This window comes from Bifidobacterium ruminantium DSM 6489 (assembly GCF_000770925.1).
Taxonomy (GTDB): Bacteria; Actinomycetota; Actinomycetes; order Actinomycetales; family Bifidobacteriaceae; genus Bifidobacterium; species Bifidobacterium ruminantium.
Map to the genome: position 1 here is coordinate 73,976 of NZ_JDTK01000005.1, position 16,154 is coordinate 90,129.

General features: G+C 55.2%; 17 protein-coding genes and 1 tRNA gene. 13 read left to right on the forward strand and 5 right to left on the reverse strand.

Annotated elements, in window-relative coordinates; genetic code table 11:
• Positions 1–5 precede the first annotated feature (5 nt).
• The 3 genes from OU26_RS03730 (at position 6) to OU26_RS03740 (ending at position 3,513) form a co-directional block, all read left to right on the forward strand.
• Positions 6–1,226 (forward strand): tyrosine-type recombinase/integrase, encoded by a 1,221-nt coding sequence (locus OU26_RS03730; RefSeq protein ID WP_004219153.1) that lies wholly within the window; start codon positions 6–8, stop codon positions 1,224–1,226.
• A gap of 77 nt (positions 1,227–1,303) precedes the next feature.
• Entirely contained in the window at positions 1,304–2,395 is a 1,092-nt protein-coding gene (locus tag OU26_RS03735) for an adenine-specific methyltransferase EcoRI family protein (protein ID WP_004219155.1), read from the forward strand.
• Positions 2,395–3,513, forward strand: a complete 1,119-nt coding sequence (locus tag OU26_RS03740; RefSeq protein ID WP_004219156.1) for an HNH endonuclease family protein — start codon at positions 2,395–2,397, stop codon at positions 3,511–3,513. Before OU26_RS03735 ends, OU26_RS03740 begins: the two co-directional genes overlap by 1 nt.
• 230 nt (positions 3,514–3,743) lie before the next feature.
• On the opposite strand, the gene OU26_RS03750 is transcribed toward OU26_RS03740, so the two are convergent.
• The 4 genes from OU26_RS03750 to OU26_RS03765 all read right to left on the reverse strand — a co-directional run bounded on the left by OU26_RS03750 (position 3,744) and on the right by OU26_RS03765 (position 6,103).
• A complete protein-coding gene (locus tag OU26_RS03750) occupies positions 3,744–4,532 on the reverse strand; it encodes a Rep family protein (RefSeq protein ID WP_237743841.1) in 789 nt (262 codons plus the stop codon).
• Positions 4,533–4,657: 125 nt separating this feature from the next.
• Positions 4,658–5,419 (reverse strand): P-loop NTPase family protein, encoded by a 762-nt coding sequence (locus tag OU26_RS03755; protein WP_004219161.1) that lies wholly within the window; start codon positions 5,417–5,419, stop codon positions 4,658–4,660.
• Positions 5,416–5,811, reverse strand: a complete 396-nt coding sequence (locus OU26_RS03760; protein WP_004219162.1) for a hypothetical protein — start codon at positions 5,809–5,811, stop codon at positions 5,416–5,418. Before OU26_RS03760 ends, OU26_RS03755 begins: the two co-directional genes overlap by 4 nt.
• Positions 5,812–5,917: 106 nt before the next feature.
• A complete protein-coding gene (locus tag OU26_RS03765; protein ID WP_004219163.1) occupies positions 5,918–6,103 on the reverse strand; it encodes a hypothetical protein in 186 nt (61 codons plus the stop codon).
• A 159-nt stretch (positions 6,104–6,262) separates the two neighbouring features.
• On the opposite strand from OU26_RS03765, the gene OU26_RS03770 reads away from it, so the two are divergent.
• The gene (locus OU26_RS03770) at positions 6,263–7,381 is read left to right on the forward strand and encodes a hypothetical protein (protein WP_026646854.1); all 1,119 of its coding nucleotides are present in this window, start codon (positions 6,263–6,265) and stop codon (positions 7,379–7,381) included.
• A gap of 92 nt (positions 7,382–7,473) precedes the next feature.
• On the opposite strand, the gene OU26_RS03775 is transcribed toward OU26_RS03770, so the two are convergent.
• Positions 7,474–7,547: transfer RNA gene (locus OU26_RS03775), tRNA-Met, on the reverse strand.
• A 195-nt stretch (positions 7,548–7,742) separates the two neighbouring features.
• On the opposite strand from OU26_RS03775, the gene OU26_RS03780 reads away from it, so the two are divergent.
• From OU26_RS03780 to OU26_RS03820, 9 genes are all read left to right on the forward strand, one after another.
• Positions 7,743–8,777 carry a homoserine O-succinyltransferase gene (locus OU26_RS03780; RefSeq protein ID WP_026646855.1) on the forward strand — a complete coding sequence of 345 codons (1,035 nt, stop codon included), beginning with the start codon at positions 7,743–7,745 and terminating at the stop codon, positions 8,775–8,777.
• Positions 8,778–9,220: 443 nt separating this feature from the next.
• Positions 9,221–10,030: a F0F1 ATP synthase subunit A gene (atpB, locus tag OU26_RS03785; RefSeq protein ID WP_026646856.1), complete on the forward strand. Its 810-nt coding sequence runs from the start codon at positions 9,221–9,223 to the stop codon at positions 10,028–10,030.
• A 56-nt stretch (positions 10,031–10,086) separates the two neighbouring features.
• Complete coding sequence (atpE, locus tag OU26_RS03790) at positions 10,087–10,314, forward strand: ATP synthase F0 subunit C (RefSeq protein WP_003809874.1); 228 nt, start codon at positions 10,087–10,089, stop codon at positions 10,312–10,314.
• A gap of 59 nt (positions 10,315–10,373) precedes the next feature.
• Positions 10,374–10,895, forward strand: a complete 522-nt coding sequence (locus OU26_RS03795) for a F0F1 ATP synthase subunit B (protein WP_026646857.1) — start codon at positions 10,374–10,376, stop codon at positions 10,893–10,895.
• Positions 10,896–10,924: 29 nt separating this feature from the next.
• Entirely contained in the window at positions 10,925–11,752 is an 828-nt protein-coding gene (locus OU26_RS03800; RefSeq protein WP_026646858.1) for a F0F1 ATP synthase subunit delta, read from the forward strand.
• Between the two features lie 71 nt (positions 11,753–11,823).
• Positions 11,824–13,452, forward strand: coding sequence for a F0F1 ATP synthase subunit alpha (gene atpA, locus OU26_RS03805; protein ID WP_026646859.1), 1,629 nt, complete (start codon positions 11,824–11,826; stop codon positions 13,450–13,452).
• A gap of 3 nt (positions 13,453–13,455) precedes the next feature.
• Positions 13,456–14,376, forward strand: coding sequence for a F0F1 ATP synthase subunit gamma (locus tag OU26_RS03810; protein ID WP_021913575.1), 921 nt, complete (start codon positions 13,456–13,458; stop codon positions 14,374–14,376).
• Positions 14,377–14,384: 8 nt separating this feature from the next.
• Positions 14,385–15,869, forward strand: a complete 1,485-nt coding sequence (gene atpD / locus OU26_RS03815; RefSeq protein ID WP_026646860.1) for a F0F1 ATP synthase subunit beta — start codon at positions 14,385–14,387, stop codon at positions 15,867–15,869.
• Positions 15,869–16,147, forward strand: a complete 279-nt coding sequence (locus OU26_RS03820; RefSeq protein WP_026646861.1) for a F0F1 ATP synthase subunit epsilon — start codon at positions 15,869–15,871, stop codon at positions 16,145–16,147. The genes atpD and OU26_RS03820 overlap by 1 nt, the downstream gene beginning before the upstream one ends.
• The last annotated feature ends 7 nt before the right edge of the window (positions 16,148–16,154 follow it).

A 16,154-nucleotide genomic window follows, 5' to 3' on the forward strand; every position in this document is an offset into this window, starting at 1 on the left:
CAAAGATGGCGAAGCGAGAGACATCGGGAGAGATCAAAGAGTTGGAGCGCGGTCGGCGGTATTCGATTCGTGTGCGACTTGCACCGGACGATACTCACCAATCGTGGCACTGGTCAAAGAGTCGCAAGGTTCAGGGAAACAAGGCAGAAGCCACAGCAGCTCTCGTGGCTTACAGGCAGGAGCTAGAAGATGCTCGTAGTGGGAAGAGCGTTACTGTCGGAGAGTATGCAACCGATTTCCAAGCTAAGAGGAGGGCTCTCGGAAAGGTGTCTTCGCTGACTATCGAACGAGATCAGCACGAGATTGATCGCATCGTGAAGTTTCTCGGTGATGTTCGCGTAGTGGATCTAGATGCACAGCGTATAGAGAAAGCATACTTGCACATGGCAGAGCAAGACAACGCATCGCCTGACGCGATTCATAAGGTGCATATGAAGTTGGCGCAGATCATGCGCAAAGCCTACCTCGAGGAACTGATTGAGCGTAATCCATGCGATGCCGTAGAGGATATCAAACGTCCAAAGGTAAGTCCGCAGAAACGCAAAGAAACGCGAATTACAAAAGAACAGGCCTTGGAGTTCGTGCACAAGCTTAAGAATGAGCCGCAAGACGGTCGGATTGTGGCAGTCTGGCTTGGTCTGGCAACTGGCTTAAGGCGCGGCGAAGCGCTGGCGCTTGTCTGGGAGGATGTTGATTTAGAGAACGCACGTCTCCGGATTCGTAAACAGTACGGCAAGGAGAAAGTACTTAAAGACCCGAAGACAGCAAAGTCTCGCCGCACGATTTCTATTGATAACCAGACTGTAGAATTCCTTACGAAGTGGAAGACCAAGCAAGCAGGGCTATTTGCAGAAGTGGGGCTTACTTTGCAGGAATCCTCGCCAGTATGCAGTAATGATCTGTGCGTTTTCCTCGATCCTGACAACTTCAGCAGATGGAGGAGGAAATTCTATGTTGAAGAGGGACTGGCACATTACGCGCACGAATCAACCTATATCGATCGTCGCGGAATAGAACGAGTGAAGCGGTCGGGATACATCGGCCCGAACTTTCAGGCATTGCGAAGAGCTCAAGCCACGCTGCTGGTGGCGGGGGGAGTGGATCCCAAGACTGTGCAGGCGCGCTTGGGGCACGAGAGCTTGAACACAACGCTGAATATCTATGCCGAAGAAGTGGGCGAGAATGATCGTAAGGCTGCCGATTTTATGGGCAAGCTGTTGGAATAGTGGGTTATCGGTAGTGCTGAAGATCTAGGGTGTATATAATTAATCGATCAGAATGAATGGATGGTGGTGATACAGGCATGGCTACGCCTCTCAATCGAGCAAATCAGGCGAAAGAAGACGAGTTCTACACTCAGTTGTCAGACATCGAATCTGAGTTGAAACATTATCGGAAGCATTTTGCGGGCAAGACGGTGTTGTGCAATTGTGATGATCCATTCGAATCTAATTTCTTCAAATATTTCTGCTTAAATTTCAATCGTCTGAAGTTGAAGAAGCTCATTGCAACTTGCTATTCAGGATCCCCGATAACAGGGAACGAGCTCACGCTTTTCGGTGACGACACAGAAGAGGAAAGGCGCACGCCTTACAAGGCTGTTGTGACTTCTGTGCGTGATGCCAATGGTGATGGTGCTACCAGCATGGTTGACGTGGCCGAATTGTTCAAGCAGGGCGAGAACCTTTGCGAACGTCTAGAAGGCAACGGCGATTTCAGATCAGAAGAATGCCTGAGATTGCTAGATGAAGCGGACATCGTGGTGACCAATCCGCCTTTCTCGAAATTCCGTGAATTCGTGTCTACCCTTGTGGAGCATGATAAGAAATTCATCATCATCGGTAACCAAAACGCTATCACCTATAAGGAGTTCTTCCCCCTATTGCGGGATAACAAAGTCTGGCTGGGCTATGGTTGTGGCGATATGGCGTTTAAGGTTCCAGATGACTATGAGCCGCGTAAAACGCGATATTGGCAAGATGAGAGCGGGCAGAAGTGGCGATCCATGGGAAATGCCTGTTGGTACACCAATCTCGACATCAAGAAGCGCCATGAAGACCTAGTTCTGGTTAAGCGTTACAATCGCGACGATTACCCAAAGTATGACAATTACGAAGCCATCAATGTCGGTAAGGTGATTGATATTCCTTGTGATTATGAGGGAATCATGGGTGTACCCGTCACATTCATGGACAAGTTCAATCCGGATCAGTTCGAGATTATCGGGCTACTTGCTGGCAATATCCGGGGATTAGCCGGCATTCCGTCCTCTACTGGTAAGGACGGCCCATACATCAACGGCAAGCTGAAATTCGGGCGGATACTTGTCCGCAACTTGCACCCCGAACCTCGCCCCTATGAAACAGTCACTCTCGAAGAAGCGCAAGGAAAGTAATGCAGATCACTGAAAACCGCATCAAGGTTCGCGACGTATATGAAAACTATGAGAACGATGATGAAGAGGGTGTGGTCGGCTATGACGATCGCTTGGATATTCGTCCCCGCTATCAGCGTGAATTCGTTTACAAGGACGCGAAGCGTGATGCCGTGATTGATACCGTATTGCAGGGGCTCCCGCTCAATGTGATGTATTGGGCTAAAACAGGCGATGACACGTATGAAGTTCTTGATGGCCAACAGCGCACCATAAGCCTGATGGAATACGTCGATGGCAATTTCTCAATCAAGTACGAGAACAATGCTATGAACTTCGATAACCTTCCCGAAGACGTTCAGGAGAGGATTCTTGATTACGAACTTCTCGTCTACATCTGTGATGGCACGGACTCTGAGAAACTCAAGTGGTTCAAGACCATCAACATTGCAGGAGAACGGCTCACTAATCAAGAGCTCCGCAATGCTGTGTATGCAGGGCCGTGGGTATCGGACGCAAAACGTTATTTTTCGAAGACAAACTGCCCAGCGGCCCGTTATGGGAACAGCAAGGGTTGTAACGGTTACGTCAAGGGCGAGAGTATCCGACAAGAGATCCTTGAGACAGCAATCGAATGGATCGCAGACCGTGACGGCACTACGGTCGATGGATACATGTCGGCGCACCAGAATGACCCGACTGCTCAGGAGCTGTGGAGTTATTTCCGTACGGTAATCGAGTGGACGGAATCACTCTTCCCCGTATATCGGCGAGAGATGAAAGGGCTTCCGTGGGGTCTCTGGTATAACCAGTATCATGAGCAGAAGTACGACCCCAAGGCACTTGAAGATCGAGTGAGTGAGTTGATGGCAGACGACGACGTAACTCGAAAGTCTGGCGTATACGAGTACTTGCTGACCGGCCATGAACGCGTCCTGAATATTCGCGCATTCACCGATCGAGATAGGCGTGCTGCCTACGAAAAGCAAAAGGGCATTTGCCCGTTGTGCCAGCAACACTTCGAGCTCTCCGAGATGCAAGCAGATCACAATATCCCATGGAGCAAGGGCGGCAAGACGATTCTTGAAAATTGTGTGATGCTCTGTGTCAAGGACAACATCAAAAAGAGCAACAAGTAAGCCTCGTGCTATGAGTGGCCTAACGATTGCGCTTAGGCCACTTCACGAGAATGCCTCCATGCTCTGCGATGTGCGCGTTTAGAGCGCTCTCTGTCACGTAGTCCTTGCTGCCGACTCGAATCGAGGGAAGCGCGTCCATCATTAGGCGAGCCTTATTGCGTCCTACATGGAACATCTGCCGTAGATCGTTCACATCGTAGAACTTCAGTCGATCTGACGGGGTTTCGCTGCTAGGCACGGTGGCCATGGTTCTTCCTCCTCTGCTTCTTGGCGCTTTTTTGCGGTTGGTTTTTTACTCGACGATTTTTCCGAGATTTGCGAGCGCTCTGATCGAGCTTCTTTCTCCGCGCACGCTGCTTCGTCTGCTCAGTGGCTTTCTTCCTCCGCAGTTCTTCACGCTGACGTTCCATTAATTCGTCTTTGAACTTCGAGTTCCGTTCTTTGAACTGCCAATATGACCAGATGACTTCACGGCAATAGGTTGTCGCTTTGGCTGCGACCGGTAGTAACTTCGGTTTCTTGAGCTCGCAGAGCTTGAGCAACTCAAAGTAGCCATGCACCTCCCACTCCTCAATGAGTTCCAGAAGTTCCATAACTTCTGGTCGTTCCTCATCTGTGAGCGCGATTTTCTTCCAATCGGCTCCATTGATCTCAATCACATCTTCCGGCAGATACTGAACTTTTTCAGGGTTATCGAGATGGACCAAGTAGCGAGCCATTCCGCGCGGACTTTCCACTCGCAGTATGGTTTTCGGCCCATTAAACTGCTCGAAGAAACGTGTCGCATTGCGACGTGTCGTCGTGTTCGTCCACATTGCGACAACGTGCCTATGTGGTTTCTTCAACTTCCCAGTCTTAGGATCCTCGATGTCCTTGTCATGGACTGGCGAAACCAGTATCTGCAAACCCGACATTTGCATGGTTGCTTTCCAGTCATCGGGACAGCTGTCGGGGTAGATCAAGCCCGCCCAATACCGACCCTTGTCGTTCAGGCTGGTTTGCGTATTATCGTCGGTCATATTCTCGCCTTTCTCGCATCTCACATCTCGTATGGGGGCAGTCGTAGTAGGCCCCCATACACCTTTCAGGCGGCGACTCTGCTGGGTCTGGGCTTTCGCTGACGCTTCGCCCATCGCCAGCCGAGTCACCGATGCAGCCGGTGCAGCTCCTCGTCACTGATGAATGGAACATGCAGATAGACCGTCTGATTAGTCTCGGTATCCCACAAATACCCATCGCCAGGTCGAGAAAAAGGTATCTGCCATGGGCGGGCTCCACGCTTCACTGCATCTTCACCCAACGCCATGGTGGCTTCGCCTTTAGAGTTCAATCGAAGTGCCACGGTAGTGAGCAACAAGCTCCGATATGGCAAGCTGGTGCTTACCCGCGGGTTCTGGGTAGCTACCACGACCGTGCAGTTTAGAGCGCGGGATCGTGAGAGAATCGATCGCACCAACTCGATGCACGAGTCTGATAGCTTTTTGTTCGGGCCCGATCGAACCATGTCCGCCGCTTCATCGATGACAAGCAGTCGGTGGCATGTCTGGGCGTCGGTGAGGGAGCGCGTCTTGCCGCGCCATTCGGCGGCTAGTGTGTCCACATTCGAGTTGAAATCAGTCAGCAGATCATATGCTTCTTCGAGGGTGTAGGCTTTACGGGCCAGCACGTTACAGTAGTTCTCTGCTTCCATGCCTGCTTTCAGATCGATGAACCAAATTTCTCCGCCGAATGCCACCTCCTGAGAGATGATGTTGGCGATGACGCTACCTTTGCCGCTGTTGGACTCTCCGATGACGGCAAGATGTGCAGATCGCGGGATTGTGACTGTCCTCTTCGGGTCGGCGATGTCAAGACCGAGAGAATATCGGTCTGACGGCAGTTTCCGATGGTTTCTGAAGATATTCATCGAAGCTCCTCTAATCGGGCGAATGTGACCCTGTATTTTGCTCTTGAGAACAGTCCCTGTGGGATTGTCTCCACGTTCACTGCTTGGAATGCGTGGCCGAGACGTGGGGCAACCGCATCTGCCCATGCATTCACGTCTTCGTCTGTAGTGAGTGCGGCGGGTAGCAAGAAAATCACGCGCTTGGGCTTCCTCGCGTACCTCACCTTCACTGCTTTCTCCTCGTCTGGCGACAGGCTGAGTGGTTTTGCGCACAGTGTGTCATGTTTGCGGGCTGCACGGCTGTTGTGACGTGCGATGAAGAACGCGCACACAGCGAGGAGGGCGAAGAGAACGATTGCAATGACGATGAAGTGGTCTTGTGCGAACAGTTGCGCTTTGGTGATGAAATCCATTGGTTCTCCTTGGACTGGTTCGAATATGACAAATGTGAAAACAGTGAAGATGGAGTGCCGAAGCTGAGGTTCGCTCCGGCACTTCGGGACAGCCATTGAGGAGAAATCAGAACGTCATGTCTGATTCATCTTGCAGAGCGGCTTTGATAGAGCGCATTTCCAGTGGAGTTGGGAAGAGACGGCCAACGGAGTCCTCTCCAAGAAGAACTTCGAGACACTCGTATGGCTTACCCGCCTTGCTCACACCCTGCACGATTTCTACGTGCAAAATCGGGTCCGTGGTGTTTGCCATGTTGCTCACCTCCTTTCGTTCGTGTTCGTCGGTGATTCCATCTAAAAACATGCAGTTCGGTTTGACGAATTTCGAGTGCAGAAATTACACCTGATGTGGCTTGAGACCTTGATATCATTGGGATAACAAAATTTGAAAAAAGATACGGCCGAGGTGAGTATGGAGATCGATAGCAAAATGTTGGTGGCTTCGCTAAGGAACTATGCGGAAGCAAAGCACATGCAGCTGCAAGATGTAGGTAAGCAGCTGGGATTCAGCAAAGATAGAACCAAGAGCATCTTTACAGGACGATCAAAGCTCACTGGTGATGATGTGCTTCGGATTCTCATGAACGTGGATATACCATTGCCGGAGCTGAAGAGGTACAGGCAACTTTGGCGTTTGCGCAGGGAGGTTCTGAATTTCGAAAGGCCGGACGACTTTGAACAGTTTGTTGACGGCCTGAATGTGAGTGCGACTCTCTTTCCGAGGAAAGTGCAAGGATCATTGGCAAGGAGCGACAACGAACGAGTGTCCACTGAATTGGCTAGAGACATGATGGCACGTGAAAACTGGTATGTGCTTCGAAATGGTTGGGTCTGTGCGCTCAAAGTTGAGGGTAAGTGGGTGACTTTTACACCATTCGCACCAGATTTCATGACAGCGGCAAGGGCAATGATCGGGCTTAAATGGATTCACCGAAAGACTGAAACGAGTATCCCGTTCGTCGATTGGGGCGCTGTTCGTGGAGGATGCCCCTCCAGCGAAGAGACTTCTCGGTTCGTGGGACGAGAGCTGCTGAAGTATATCCAGAGCAAACCTGATCGTTTCCCTCTAGATGACGAATTTCGGGGCATGGTTGCGGGGAAAGCCATGGGTGAATTCCAGCAGAATAGAATTCTCGAACTAGAAAAAAGCTTGAACACGGTAAAAGAGATTGCAGAAAGCTCCTTAAAGTATTCATTGTCTACGGAAAAGGATGAATACGGTATCAGTCCGGCGGAAATCTATTCCAGTGTTTTCGATTATCTGGAGTCAAATGTTACGAATCTATATGGAATCCGTCACCTACTTCTTGAAGACGGCATAACCATACCGCCGCAGCTTGAGGAAGAATGCGAGAGAGTGCTTGGGTTAAATGAACAACATTACAAATATTCGCTGTACATCGAGCCAATTCTTGCGGTAAATGATCTACCGGATAGGCTTGCAAGTCCTACTAAGGCAGAGCGAGTGCAGTATGAAAAGTTACGTGCAGATAGCGAGGAAAAGAGCAAGAAGAGCAAGAGTGGACGATAGTATGTCCAGAATTTGTCCAAATCCGCGTTCTAGCGTAGGGCAAGAAGAAAATAAAAAGCCTAGAAACCGCACGATTTCTAGGCTTTGATTAGTAGCGGGGCATGGATTTGAACCATGGACCTCTGGGTTATGAGCCCAGCGAGCTACCGAGCTGCTCCACCCCGCGTCGGCTTGTCTTCCTTGAGACAGCTCTTATTACTTTACGGATATGGTGAGTAATGTCAAATCGGCGTGTCGCATACCTCGTCCCCAGTGAAAAGGTATGCCGGATAACCCGTTATCCATTTTTCGTATATCGCCGGAGTTCGCTTCGGGAAACTTCCGAATACGCCATATCCGTGCCCGCACCATAATAGGAGACATGCCTATCAAGATCCCCAGTGGCCTTCCGGCCAGAGACATCCTCGACTCCGAGCGAATCTTCGCGCTCGAAAAGCCCGAAGCGGAGCGTCAGCGTGTGCGCCCCCTCAAGCTGGTGGTCCTGAATCTCATGCCGAAGAAAATCGAGACCGAAACGCAGTTGCTGCGCCTGATCTCCAAGAGCCCGCTGCAGGTGGAAGTCGATTTCATGAAGACCTCCACCCACGAGGCCACGCATGTGAGCGCCGACCACTTGGTCAAGTTCTATGAGACGCTCGACACGTTCAAGGACAATTATTATGACGGCTTCGTGGTGACGGGCGCACCCGTCGAGCATCTCGATTTCGAACAGGTCGATTACTGGGACGAGTTCAAGCAGATCCTCGATTGGGCCTCCACCCACGTCTTCTCCACCATGTATCTGTGCTGGGGCGCGATGGGTGCGCTCAACTACCGTTATGGTGTGCGCAAGGAGCTGCTGCCGAAGAAGATCTTCGGCGTGTTCCCGCAGTATCTGCAGGACGAGTACTGCTTCCTCACCAACGGCTTCGACGAGATTTGCCTGCAGCCGCATTCGCGTCTGGCCGGAGTGAACGAGGGCGACATCGCGCACAATCCCGAGCTGCAGGTGCTCACGTGGGGGCCGGAGTCGGGCCCGGGGCTCATCGCCACCCGCGACTTCTCCGAAGTGTTCGCGCTCGGCCATTGGGAATATGGCAAGTACACGCTTGCCGAGGAGTACGAGCGGGATATGAAGAAGGGCATGACCAACGTGCCGTTCCCCAAGAACTACTTCCCGCACGACGACCCGAAGCTCGAACCGCTGTTCGCCTGGCGCGCCCACGCCAACCTGCTGTGGCGCAATTGGCTGAATTGGGTATATCAGACCACGCCGTACGATCTGGCCGAAGTGCCGAGGCTCCGTGCGGAGAAAAGGCTTGGCACCGATCGGTCGATCCGTCATGAGCCAGGCTCGCCGCGCGTCGACGCGTTCACGCCGTTCTCGCATGATGGCTACGGCGTCATCCGCGGCTGATTCCATATTTATTCCTTTATTCCCGCGCATATTCCACGTGTCTTCCGTCGTTGTATGCCGCGTCCTTTCATGGGACGCGGCATATTTTGTCGTGACGTGTATCGTGCGATATGCTTGGTAAAACGTTTTAACGATGGAAAAGCGCACAATTTAAATGGAAGAATCGACGGAAATCGCGGCGGTGTCTAATTATCGCGACATTCATCGCAACCAATGCGAAACGCCGGTTCGAGCCCTACAGTAGTAAGGGATTGTCCGTGCATGTGGGCGTTGTCTATACGCGGGCTAATAATCCTATCCAGCCGTTCGAGGCTTGTATGCGAACGCGTTTACGGGCGCGCTAACATATTCCCGAAGGACGTTGCGGTTTTGGTAACCGGAACGTCACATTCGACTCGGCTGTTGGGCTAAACTGACAGCTGACACAAGAGCAGGAGGCGTGAATGATTAGTGCATTGGGAGAGGGCATGCTGGCCATCGCCGATGGTCCAGAGATGCCGAGCATCAATGACTTCCTTCCCGATCCGTTTGTTTTTCAAGGCACGCCGTTCGCCATCAACCGCATCATCCTCGTTCGTATCCTTGCGACCGTCATCATGCTGCTGGTTCTCGGAATTACGGCAAGCCGTGCAAAGCTCATCCCTAGCCGTTGGCAGGGCGCAGTCGAATGGCTGATCGAGTTTGTCCGCGACAACATCGTCTATCAGGTGATGGGCGAGCTGCGTGGCAAGCGTTACGTGCCGATGATCACCACCGTGTTCTGCACGTTGCTGGTCTTCAATCTGTGCGGCATCATCCCGGGCTTCAACATCGCGGCAAGCGCGTCCATCACGCTGCCTCTGGTGTTCGCCATGTGGTGCTTCTGCCAGTACTGGATTGCAGGCATCCGCGAAAAGGGCCTTGGCCACTTCCTGAGGGACGAGATCTTCCCGAAGGGCGTTCCGGCCCCGATCTATATTCTGCTGTCCCCGATTCAGCTGCTTGAGCTGCTGATTATCCGCCCGTTCTCGTTGACGATCCGACTGTTCGCCAACATGGTCTCGGGCCATCTGATCCTTGCGTTGTGCCTCTCGGCCACGCAGTTCTTCCTTGTTGATGTGGTGAACAAGCTGATGATGCCGTTCGGTATCATCACCTTCGCGGCTGGCATGTTCATGTTCCTGTTCGAGGCGCTGGTCGCCTGCCTGCAGGCTTACATCTTCGCCATCCTGACCACCGCATACATCAATATGAGCTATCCGGAGATCGACTGACCACCGGCTTTTTAAGTGTTGCTTCTTGTCAAGCAATAACCAGAAAGGAAACAATCATGGATATCGTTACCCTCGCTGAGGTTGCCGGCAACCTGAACGTCGTTGGCTACGGCCTCGCCGCAATCGGCCCTGGCATCGGTCTGGGCATCCTGATCGGTAAGACCATCGAAGGCACCGCTCGTCAGCCTGAGCTCGGCAGCCGTCTGCAGACCCTCATGTTCCTGGGCCTGGCATTCGTCGAGGTGCTGGCACTGCTCGGCTTCGTGCTCGCCTTCATCAAGTAAGACTTGATCCCCAAGGTAAACACCGAAGACGCAAACGAACGTGAAAGGAGGAAGACACTATGGTGACCGCAGCTAGTGAGATGGAACTGTTCCTTCCGAAAAGCTACGACATTTTCTGGTCGTTGGTCATTCTGATCATCGTCGCCGTGTTCTTCTACAAGTTCTTCCTGCCGAAGTTCCAGGCCGTGTTCGATGAGCGCGCAGCCAAGATCGAAGGCGGCATCGCCAAGGCCGAACAGGCCCAGAAGGATGCCGACGAAGCCAAGGCGAAGTACGATGCCCAGCTGAGCAACGCACGCGTCGAGGCTTCCAAGATCCGCGACGATGCTCGTGCGGAGGCATCCCACATCATCGCCGACGCGCGCACCCGTGCGGAGGCCGATGCGGCGCAGATCACCGCCACAGCCCAGCGTTCCATCGAATCGCAGCAGCAGCAGGCTCTGGTGAGCCTGAAGGGTGAGGTCGGCGTGCTGGCAACGGCACTGGCCGGCAAGATCCTGGGAAGCAAGCTGGAAAGCGACGACGTGCAGTCGACGATGATCGATCAGATGATCGCCGATCTGGACAGCGACAAGAAGTGATCGAAACCTTCAAGAAAGGGAGGTGACCAATGCGAGGAGAAGCATCGCGTATCGCAGACCGCGTTTCGCGTGACTCGCTGGCCCCCAGGCTGCGCGACAGCGGCGAGGACGCATGGCGCATCGGGAACGAACTGTTCACGATCACCAACGCGCTCGACCACAACGTCCAGCTTGAACGTGCCCTCACCGACCCGTCGCGCCCAGTCGAAGACAAGGTTGCGGTAGTCAAGACCCTCATTGGAGATGAGGCCCATCCGTTGACGATGGAAATCATGTCCGATCTGGTGGCCCGCCGTTGGAGCCGCGTGTCCGACATCGCCAACGCCACCGAGGATTTCGGTGTGGATGGCATGATGTACTACGCGGACCACACGAATACTACTCTGCAGGTCTCCATCGAGCTTGCCCAGCTGCATTCCGCACTGCTCAACCTTCCGGTCGTACGCAGCAAGCTGTATGACACCACCGTCCCTGCCGAAGCCCGCGTCAAGCTGCTCTACAGCCTGATCGGCAATGCGGACTTCAACAAGGTGACCAAGCGTCTGGCCGAGCATGCGACCTGCAATCTGCGCAACCGCCGTTATCTGCAGACCATCCAGTGGCTGATCAACAAATTCTCCCGTCACATGGGCGAATCGATGGTCACCGTCACCACGGCGAAGCCACTGAGCAAGAAGCAGGTTGACAAGCTCATCGCCATCTATTCGGCGAAGACCGGCCATCCGGTGCACATCAACTCGGTGGTCGATCCGACCGTCATAGGTGGCATGCGCATCCAGGTGGGTGACGAGGTCACCGACAACACGGTGGTCGCACAGCTGCAACATCTTCAGCGCACGGTGAAGGCGACCGCCTGACGGCGAGCCGCACGGTGAACAAGCCTGAAACAAGACTTGACTGAATTTATAAACAACAATAAGGAGTGATCATGGCAGAACTTACCATTGATCCCACCACGATACGCAAGGCGCTCGATGAGTTTGTCGAGTCGTACAAGCCGTCGGACACGCCGACCCAGGAAGTCGGCTACGTCGCGACCGCTGGTGACGGCATTGCGCACGTGACGGGACTGCCTGGTTGCATGGCCAATGAGCTGCTGACCTTCGAAGACGGCACGCTTGGCCTGGCGTTCAACCTTGACGCCCGCGAGATCGGCGTGGTTATCCTCGGCGATTTCACCGGCATCGAGGAAGGCCAGGAAGTGCGTCGTACCGGCGAAGTGCTCTCCGTGCCCGTCGGCGACGGCTACCTTGGCCGCGTCGTGGACCCGCTAGGCAACCCGATTGATGGTCTTGGCGAGATCAAGACCGAAGGCCGTCGTATTCTCGAGGCCCAGGCACCTGACGTTATGCATCGTCATCCGGTTGACGAGCCTCTGTCCACCGGCCTGAAGGCCATCGACGCGATGACGCCGATCGGCCGTGGCCAGCGTCAGCTCATCATCGGCGACCGTCAGACCGGTAAGACCGCTATCGCAATCGATACGATCATCAACCAGAAGCGCAACTGGGAATCCGGAGACCCGAAGAAGCAGGTCCGCTGCATCTACGTGGCCGTCGGCCAGAAGGGCTCCACCATCGCATCGGTGAAGCAGTCCCTGGAAGAGGCCGGCGCCATGGAGTACACGACCATCGTGGCCTCCCCGGCTTCCGATTCCGCAGGCTTCAAGTACATCGCACCGTACACCGGTTCCGCCATCGGACAGCACTGGATGTACAACGGCAAGCACGTGCTCATCGTCTTCGACGATCTGTCGAAGCAGGCCGAGGCTTACCGCTCGATTTCCCTGCTGCTGCGTCGTCCGCCGGGGCGTGAAGCTTACCCGGGCGATGTGTTCTACCTGCACTCCCGTCTGCTCGAACGTTGCGCCAAGGTTTCCGATGACCTCGGCGGCGGCTCGATGACCGGCCTGCCGATCGTCGAGACCAAGGCGAACGATGTGTCCGCCTACATTCCGACCAACGTGATCTCCATCACCGATGGCCAGATCTTCCTGCAGTCCGACCTGTTCAACGCGAACCAGCGTCCTGCTGTGGACGTCGGCATCTCCGTGTCCCGAGTCGGTGGCGCAGCCCAGACCAAGGCACTGAAGAAGGTTTCCGGTACGCTGAAGATCTCGCTGGCGCAGTACCGTTCGCTGGAATCCTTCGCCATGTTCGCTTCCGATTTGGATGCGGCTTCGAAGGCTCAGCTGAACCGTGGCGCGCACCTGACCGAGCTGCTCAAGCAGCCGCAGTTCTCCCCGTACTCGATGGAACAGGAAGTCGTGTCCGTGTGGGCCGGCACCCATGGCAAGATGGATGACCTGCCGATCGCCGACGTGCTGCCGTTCGAGAAGGCCATGCTGGATTATTTGGACCACAACACCGATATCCTCAAGACCATTCGCGAGACCGAGGACTTCACCGCCGATACCGAGGCTGCCCTCGATAAGGCTGTGGAAGCGTTCCGTGAGACTTACGTGACCAGCGCGGGCAAGCCGCTGGTCGAGAAGAAGCCGAGCGCGAAGAACGCCACCCCGGTCGAACAGGAAAAGATCGTCGCAGGAGAGAAGTGATCCATGGGCTCGCAACTCGCATTGAAATCTAGGATCGCCTCCACCGCGTCGCTGGAGAAAATCTTCAACGCGCAGGAGATGATCGCGTCTTCGCACATCGCCAAGGCACGTGACGTGGCCTTGAACGCGAAGCCGTATACCGATGCGATTTTCGACGCCGTGCAAGCGCTGGTGGCCCACACCCATATCGATCATCCGATCGTGAAGAAGGACGAGGACAACCCCCGAGTGGCTGTCCTCGCCCTCACCTCGGATCGTGGTATGGCGGGTCCGTACACCTCCTCGATCATCCGCGAAACGGAATCGCTGTTGGCCCGACTCGATGAGAAGGGCAAGCAGCCGGAACTGTATGTGTATGGTCGTCGTGGTGTGACGTATTACAAGTACCGCAACCGTGATGTTGCCGGCACTTGGGAAGGCGATACCGACCAGCCCGGCGTGGAAGTCGCAGAGTCTATCTCGAAGGCACTGCTGGACGCCTATATGAAGCCGGCGGACCAAGGTGGAGTCTCCGAACTCTACATTGTGTTCACCGAATTCGTGAACATGGTGGTACAGAAGGTGCGCGTGCTGCGCATGCTGCCCGTTGAGCTCGTGCTTCCGGACCAGCCGGACTCCGGTCCCGTGCCGGAATCCGATGCCGATGCCGCGACTCCGCTGTATGCGTTCGAGCCGAGCGTCGACGAAGTGCTTGACGCCATTCTGCCGAAGTACATCCAGTCCCGTATCCATGAATGCCTGCTCACCGCAGCGGCATCCGAGACTGCAAGCCGACAGAACGCCATGCACACGGCTACAGACAACGCCCGCAGCCTGATCGACGACCTGACGCGCAAGCTCAACGCTTCGCGACAGGCTTCGATTACCCAGGAACTTACCGAAATCATCGGCAGCGCTGATGCGCTGAACAAGAAGGAAGAGTAGGAACGCATATGGCTGACAATCAGACCACAGCGGCTCCCGAGACGGCTGCGGAACCGACCGCCGGACGCGTCACGCGTATCCAGGGATCGGTTATCGACGTCGAATTCCCGGTGGGCCACCTGCCCGACATTTACAATGCACTTACCGTTGAGCTGAACAGCACCGGCGTTCACGAAGAGGGCGAGACCACCAAGAGGATCACCCTCGAGGTGGAGCAGCACCTTGGCGATTCCACCGTGCGCACCGTCGCCCTGAAGCCGACCGACGGCCTGGTCCGTGGCGCGACCGTGCTCGACACCGGCGGCCCGATCTCCGTGCCGGTCGGCGACGTGACCAAGGGCCACGTGTTCGACGTGTCCGGCAACATCCTCAACAAGAAGCCCGGCGAGACCGTCACGGTCACCGAGCGTTGGCCCATCCACCGCAACCCGCCGGCATTCGACCAGCTGGAATCCAAGACCCAGATGTTCGAAACCGGCATCAAGGTCATCGATCTGCTGACCCCGTACGTGCAGGGCGGCAAGATCGGTCTGTTCGGCGGCGCAGGCGTCGGCAAGACCGTGCTGATCCAGGAAATGATCCAGCGCGTGGCCCAGAACCACGGCGGTGTGTCCGTGTTCGCAGGCGTCGGTGAGCGTACCCGTGAGGGTAACGATCTGATCGGCGAGATGGACGAGGCCGGCGTGCTTGAGAAGACCGCACTGGTCTTCGGCCAGATGGATGAGCAGCCGGGTACCCGTCTGCGCGTCCCGCTGACCGCACTGACCATGGCAGAGTACTTCCGTGACGTGCAGAACCAGGACGTGCTGCTGTTCATCGACAACATCTTCCGCTTCACCCAGGCGGGTTCCGAGGTGTCCACTCTGCTCGGCCGTATGCCGTCCGCCGTGGGCTACCAGCCAAACCTGGCCGATGAGATGGGCGCCCTGCAGGAGCGCATCACGTCGACCCGTGGCCACTCCATCACCTCGCTGCAGGCCATCTACGTGCCGGCCGATGATTACACCGACCCGGCTCCTGCGACGACCTTCGCCCACCTGGACGCAACCACCGAGCTGTCCCGTGACATCGCCTCCAAGGGCATCTACCCGGCAGTCGACCCGCTGAGCTCCACCTCGCGAATCCTTGATCCGCGTTATGTGGGCCAGGCTCACTACGAGTGCGCCAACCGCGTCAAGGCGATTCTGCAGCGTAACAAGGAGCTGCAGGACATCATCGCCCTGATTGGCATCGACGAGCTCGGCGAAGAGGATAAGACCACTGTGAACCGCGCCCGTAAGATCGAGCAGTTCCTTGGCCAGAACTTCTACGTCGCCGAAAAGTTCACCGGCCGTCCGGGCTCCTATGTTCCGGCCGATGAGACCATCGAAGCCTTCACCCGCATCTGCGACGGCGTGTATGACGACGTCCCGGAGCAGGCGTTCTCCGGCATCGGCGGTATCGACGACCTCGAAAAGAAGTGGCACGACATGCAGAAGGAATACGGTGCGTGATGGCCGGATCGACATTGCAGGTGAACATCGTCGCCGCTGACCACCCGGTGTGGCACGGCACGGCGAAGTCCGTTACCATTCCCGCCTCCGAAGGCGGAATGGGCATCCTGCCCGACCACGAGCCTGTGCTGACTGTGATCAAGGAAGGAACCATCGTCGTGGTGGATCCTGAAGGCGAACGTCTTTCCTTCGAGGTGACCGACGGCTTCATCTCCTTCGATTCGAACAAGCTCACCGTCGCGGTCGAGCGTGGAACCAACGTCAAGCGGGCCGAATAATCCGGTT

Bases quoted from the DNA above. Each gene is read 5' to 3' on its own strand.
- OU26_RS03730 (WP_004219153.1), top strand. From the start codon at position 6: ATGGCGAAGCGAGAGACATCGGGAGAGATCAAAGAGTTGGAGCGCGGT.
- OU26_RS03735 (WP_004219155.1), top strand. From the start codon at position 1,304: ATGGCTACGCCTCTCAATCGAGCAAATCAGGCGAAAGAAGACGAGTTC.
- OU26_RS03740 (WP_004219156.1), top strand. From the start codon at position 2,395: ATGCAGATCACTGAAAACCGCATCAAGGTTCGCGACGTATATGAAAAC.
- OU26_RS03750 (WP_237743841.1), bottom strand. From the start codon at position 4,532: ATGACCGACGATAATACGCAAACCAGCCTGAACGACAAGGGTCGGTAT.
- OU26_RS03755 (WP_004219161.1), bottom strand. From the start codon at position 5,419: ATGAATATCTTCAGAAACCATCGGAAACTGCCGTCAGACCGATATTCT.
- OU26_RS03760 (WP_004219162.1), bottom strand. From the start codon at position 5,811: ATGGATTTCATCACCAAAGCGCAACTGTTCGCACAAGACCACTTCATC.
- OU26_RS03765 (WP_004219163.1), bottom strand. From the start codon at position 6,103: ATGGCAAACACCACGGACCCGATTTTGCACGTAGAAATCGTGCAGGGT.
- OU26_RS03770 (WP_026646854.1), top strand. From the start codon at position 6,263: ATGGAGATCGATAGCAAAATGTTGGTGGCTTCGCTAAGGAACTATGCG.
- OU26_RS03780 (WP_026646855.1), top strand. From the start codon at position 7,743: ATGCCTATCAAGATCCCCAGTGGCCTTCCGGCCAGAGACATCCTCGAC.
- atpB (WP_026646856.1), top strand. From the start codon at position 9,221: ATGATTAGTGCATTGGGAGAGGGCATGCTGGCCATCGCCGATGGTCCA.
- atpE (WP_003809874.1), top strand. From the start codon at position 10,087: ATGGATATCGTTACCCTCGCTGAGGTTGCCGGCAACCTGAACGTCGTT.
- OU26_RS03795 (WP_026646857.1), top strand. From the start codon at position 10,374: ATGGTGACCGCAGCTAGTGAGATGGAACTGTTCCTTCCGAAAAGCTAC.
- OU26_RS03800 (WP_026646858.1), top strand. From the start codon at position 10,925: ATGCGAGGAGAAGCATCGCGTATCGCAGACCGCGTTTCGCGTGACTCG.
- atpA (WP_026646859.1), top strand. From the start codon at position 11,824: ATGGCAGAACTTACCATTGATCCCACCACGATACGCAAGGCGCTCGAT.
- OU26_RS03810 (WP_021913575.1), top strand. From the start codon at position 13,456: ATGGGCTCGCAACTCGCATTGAAATCTAGGATCGCCTCCACCGCGTCG.
- atpD (WP_026646860.1), top strand. From the start codon at position 14,385: ATGGCTGACAATCAGACCACAGCGGCTCCCGAGACGGCTGCGGAACCG.
- OU26_RS03820 (WP_026646861.1), top strand. From the start codon at position 15,869: ATGGCCGGATCGACATTGCAGGTGAACATCGTCGCCGCTGACCACCCG.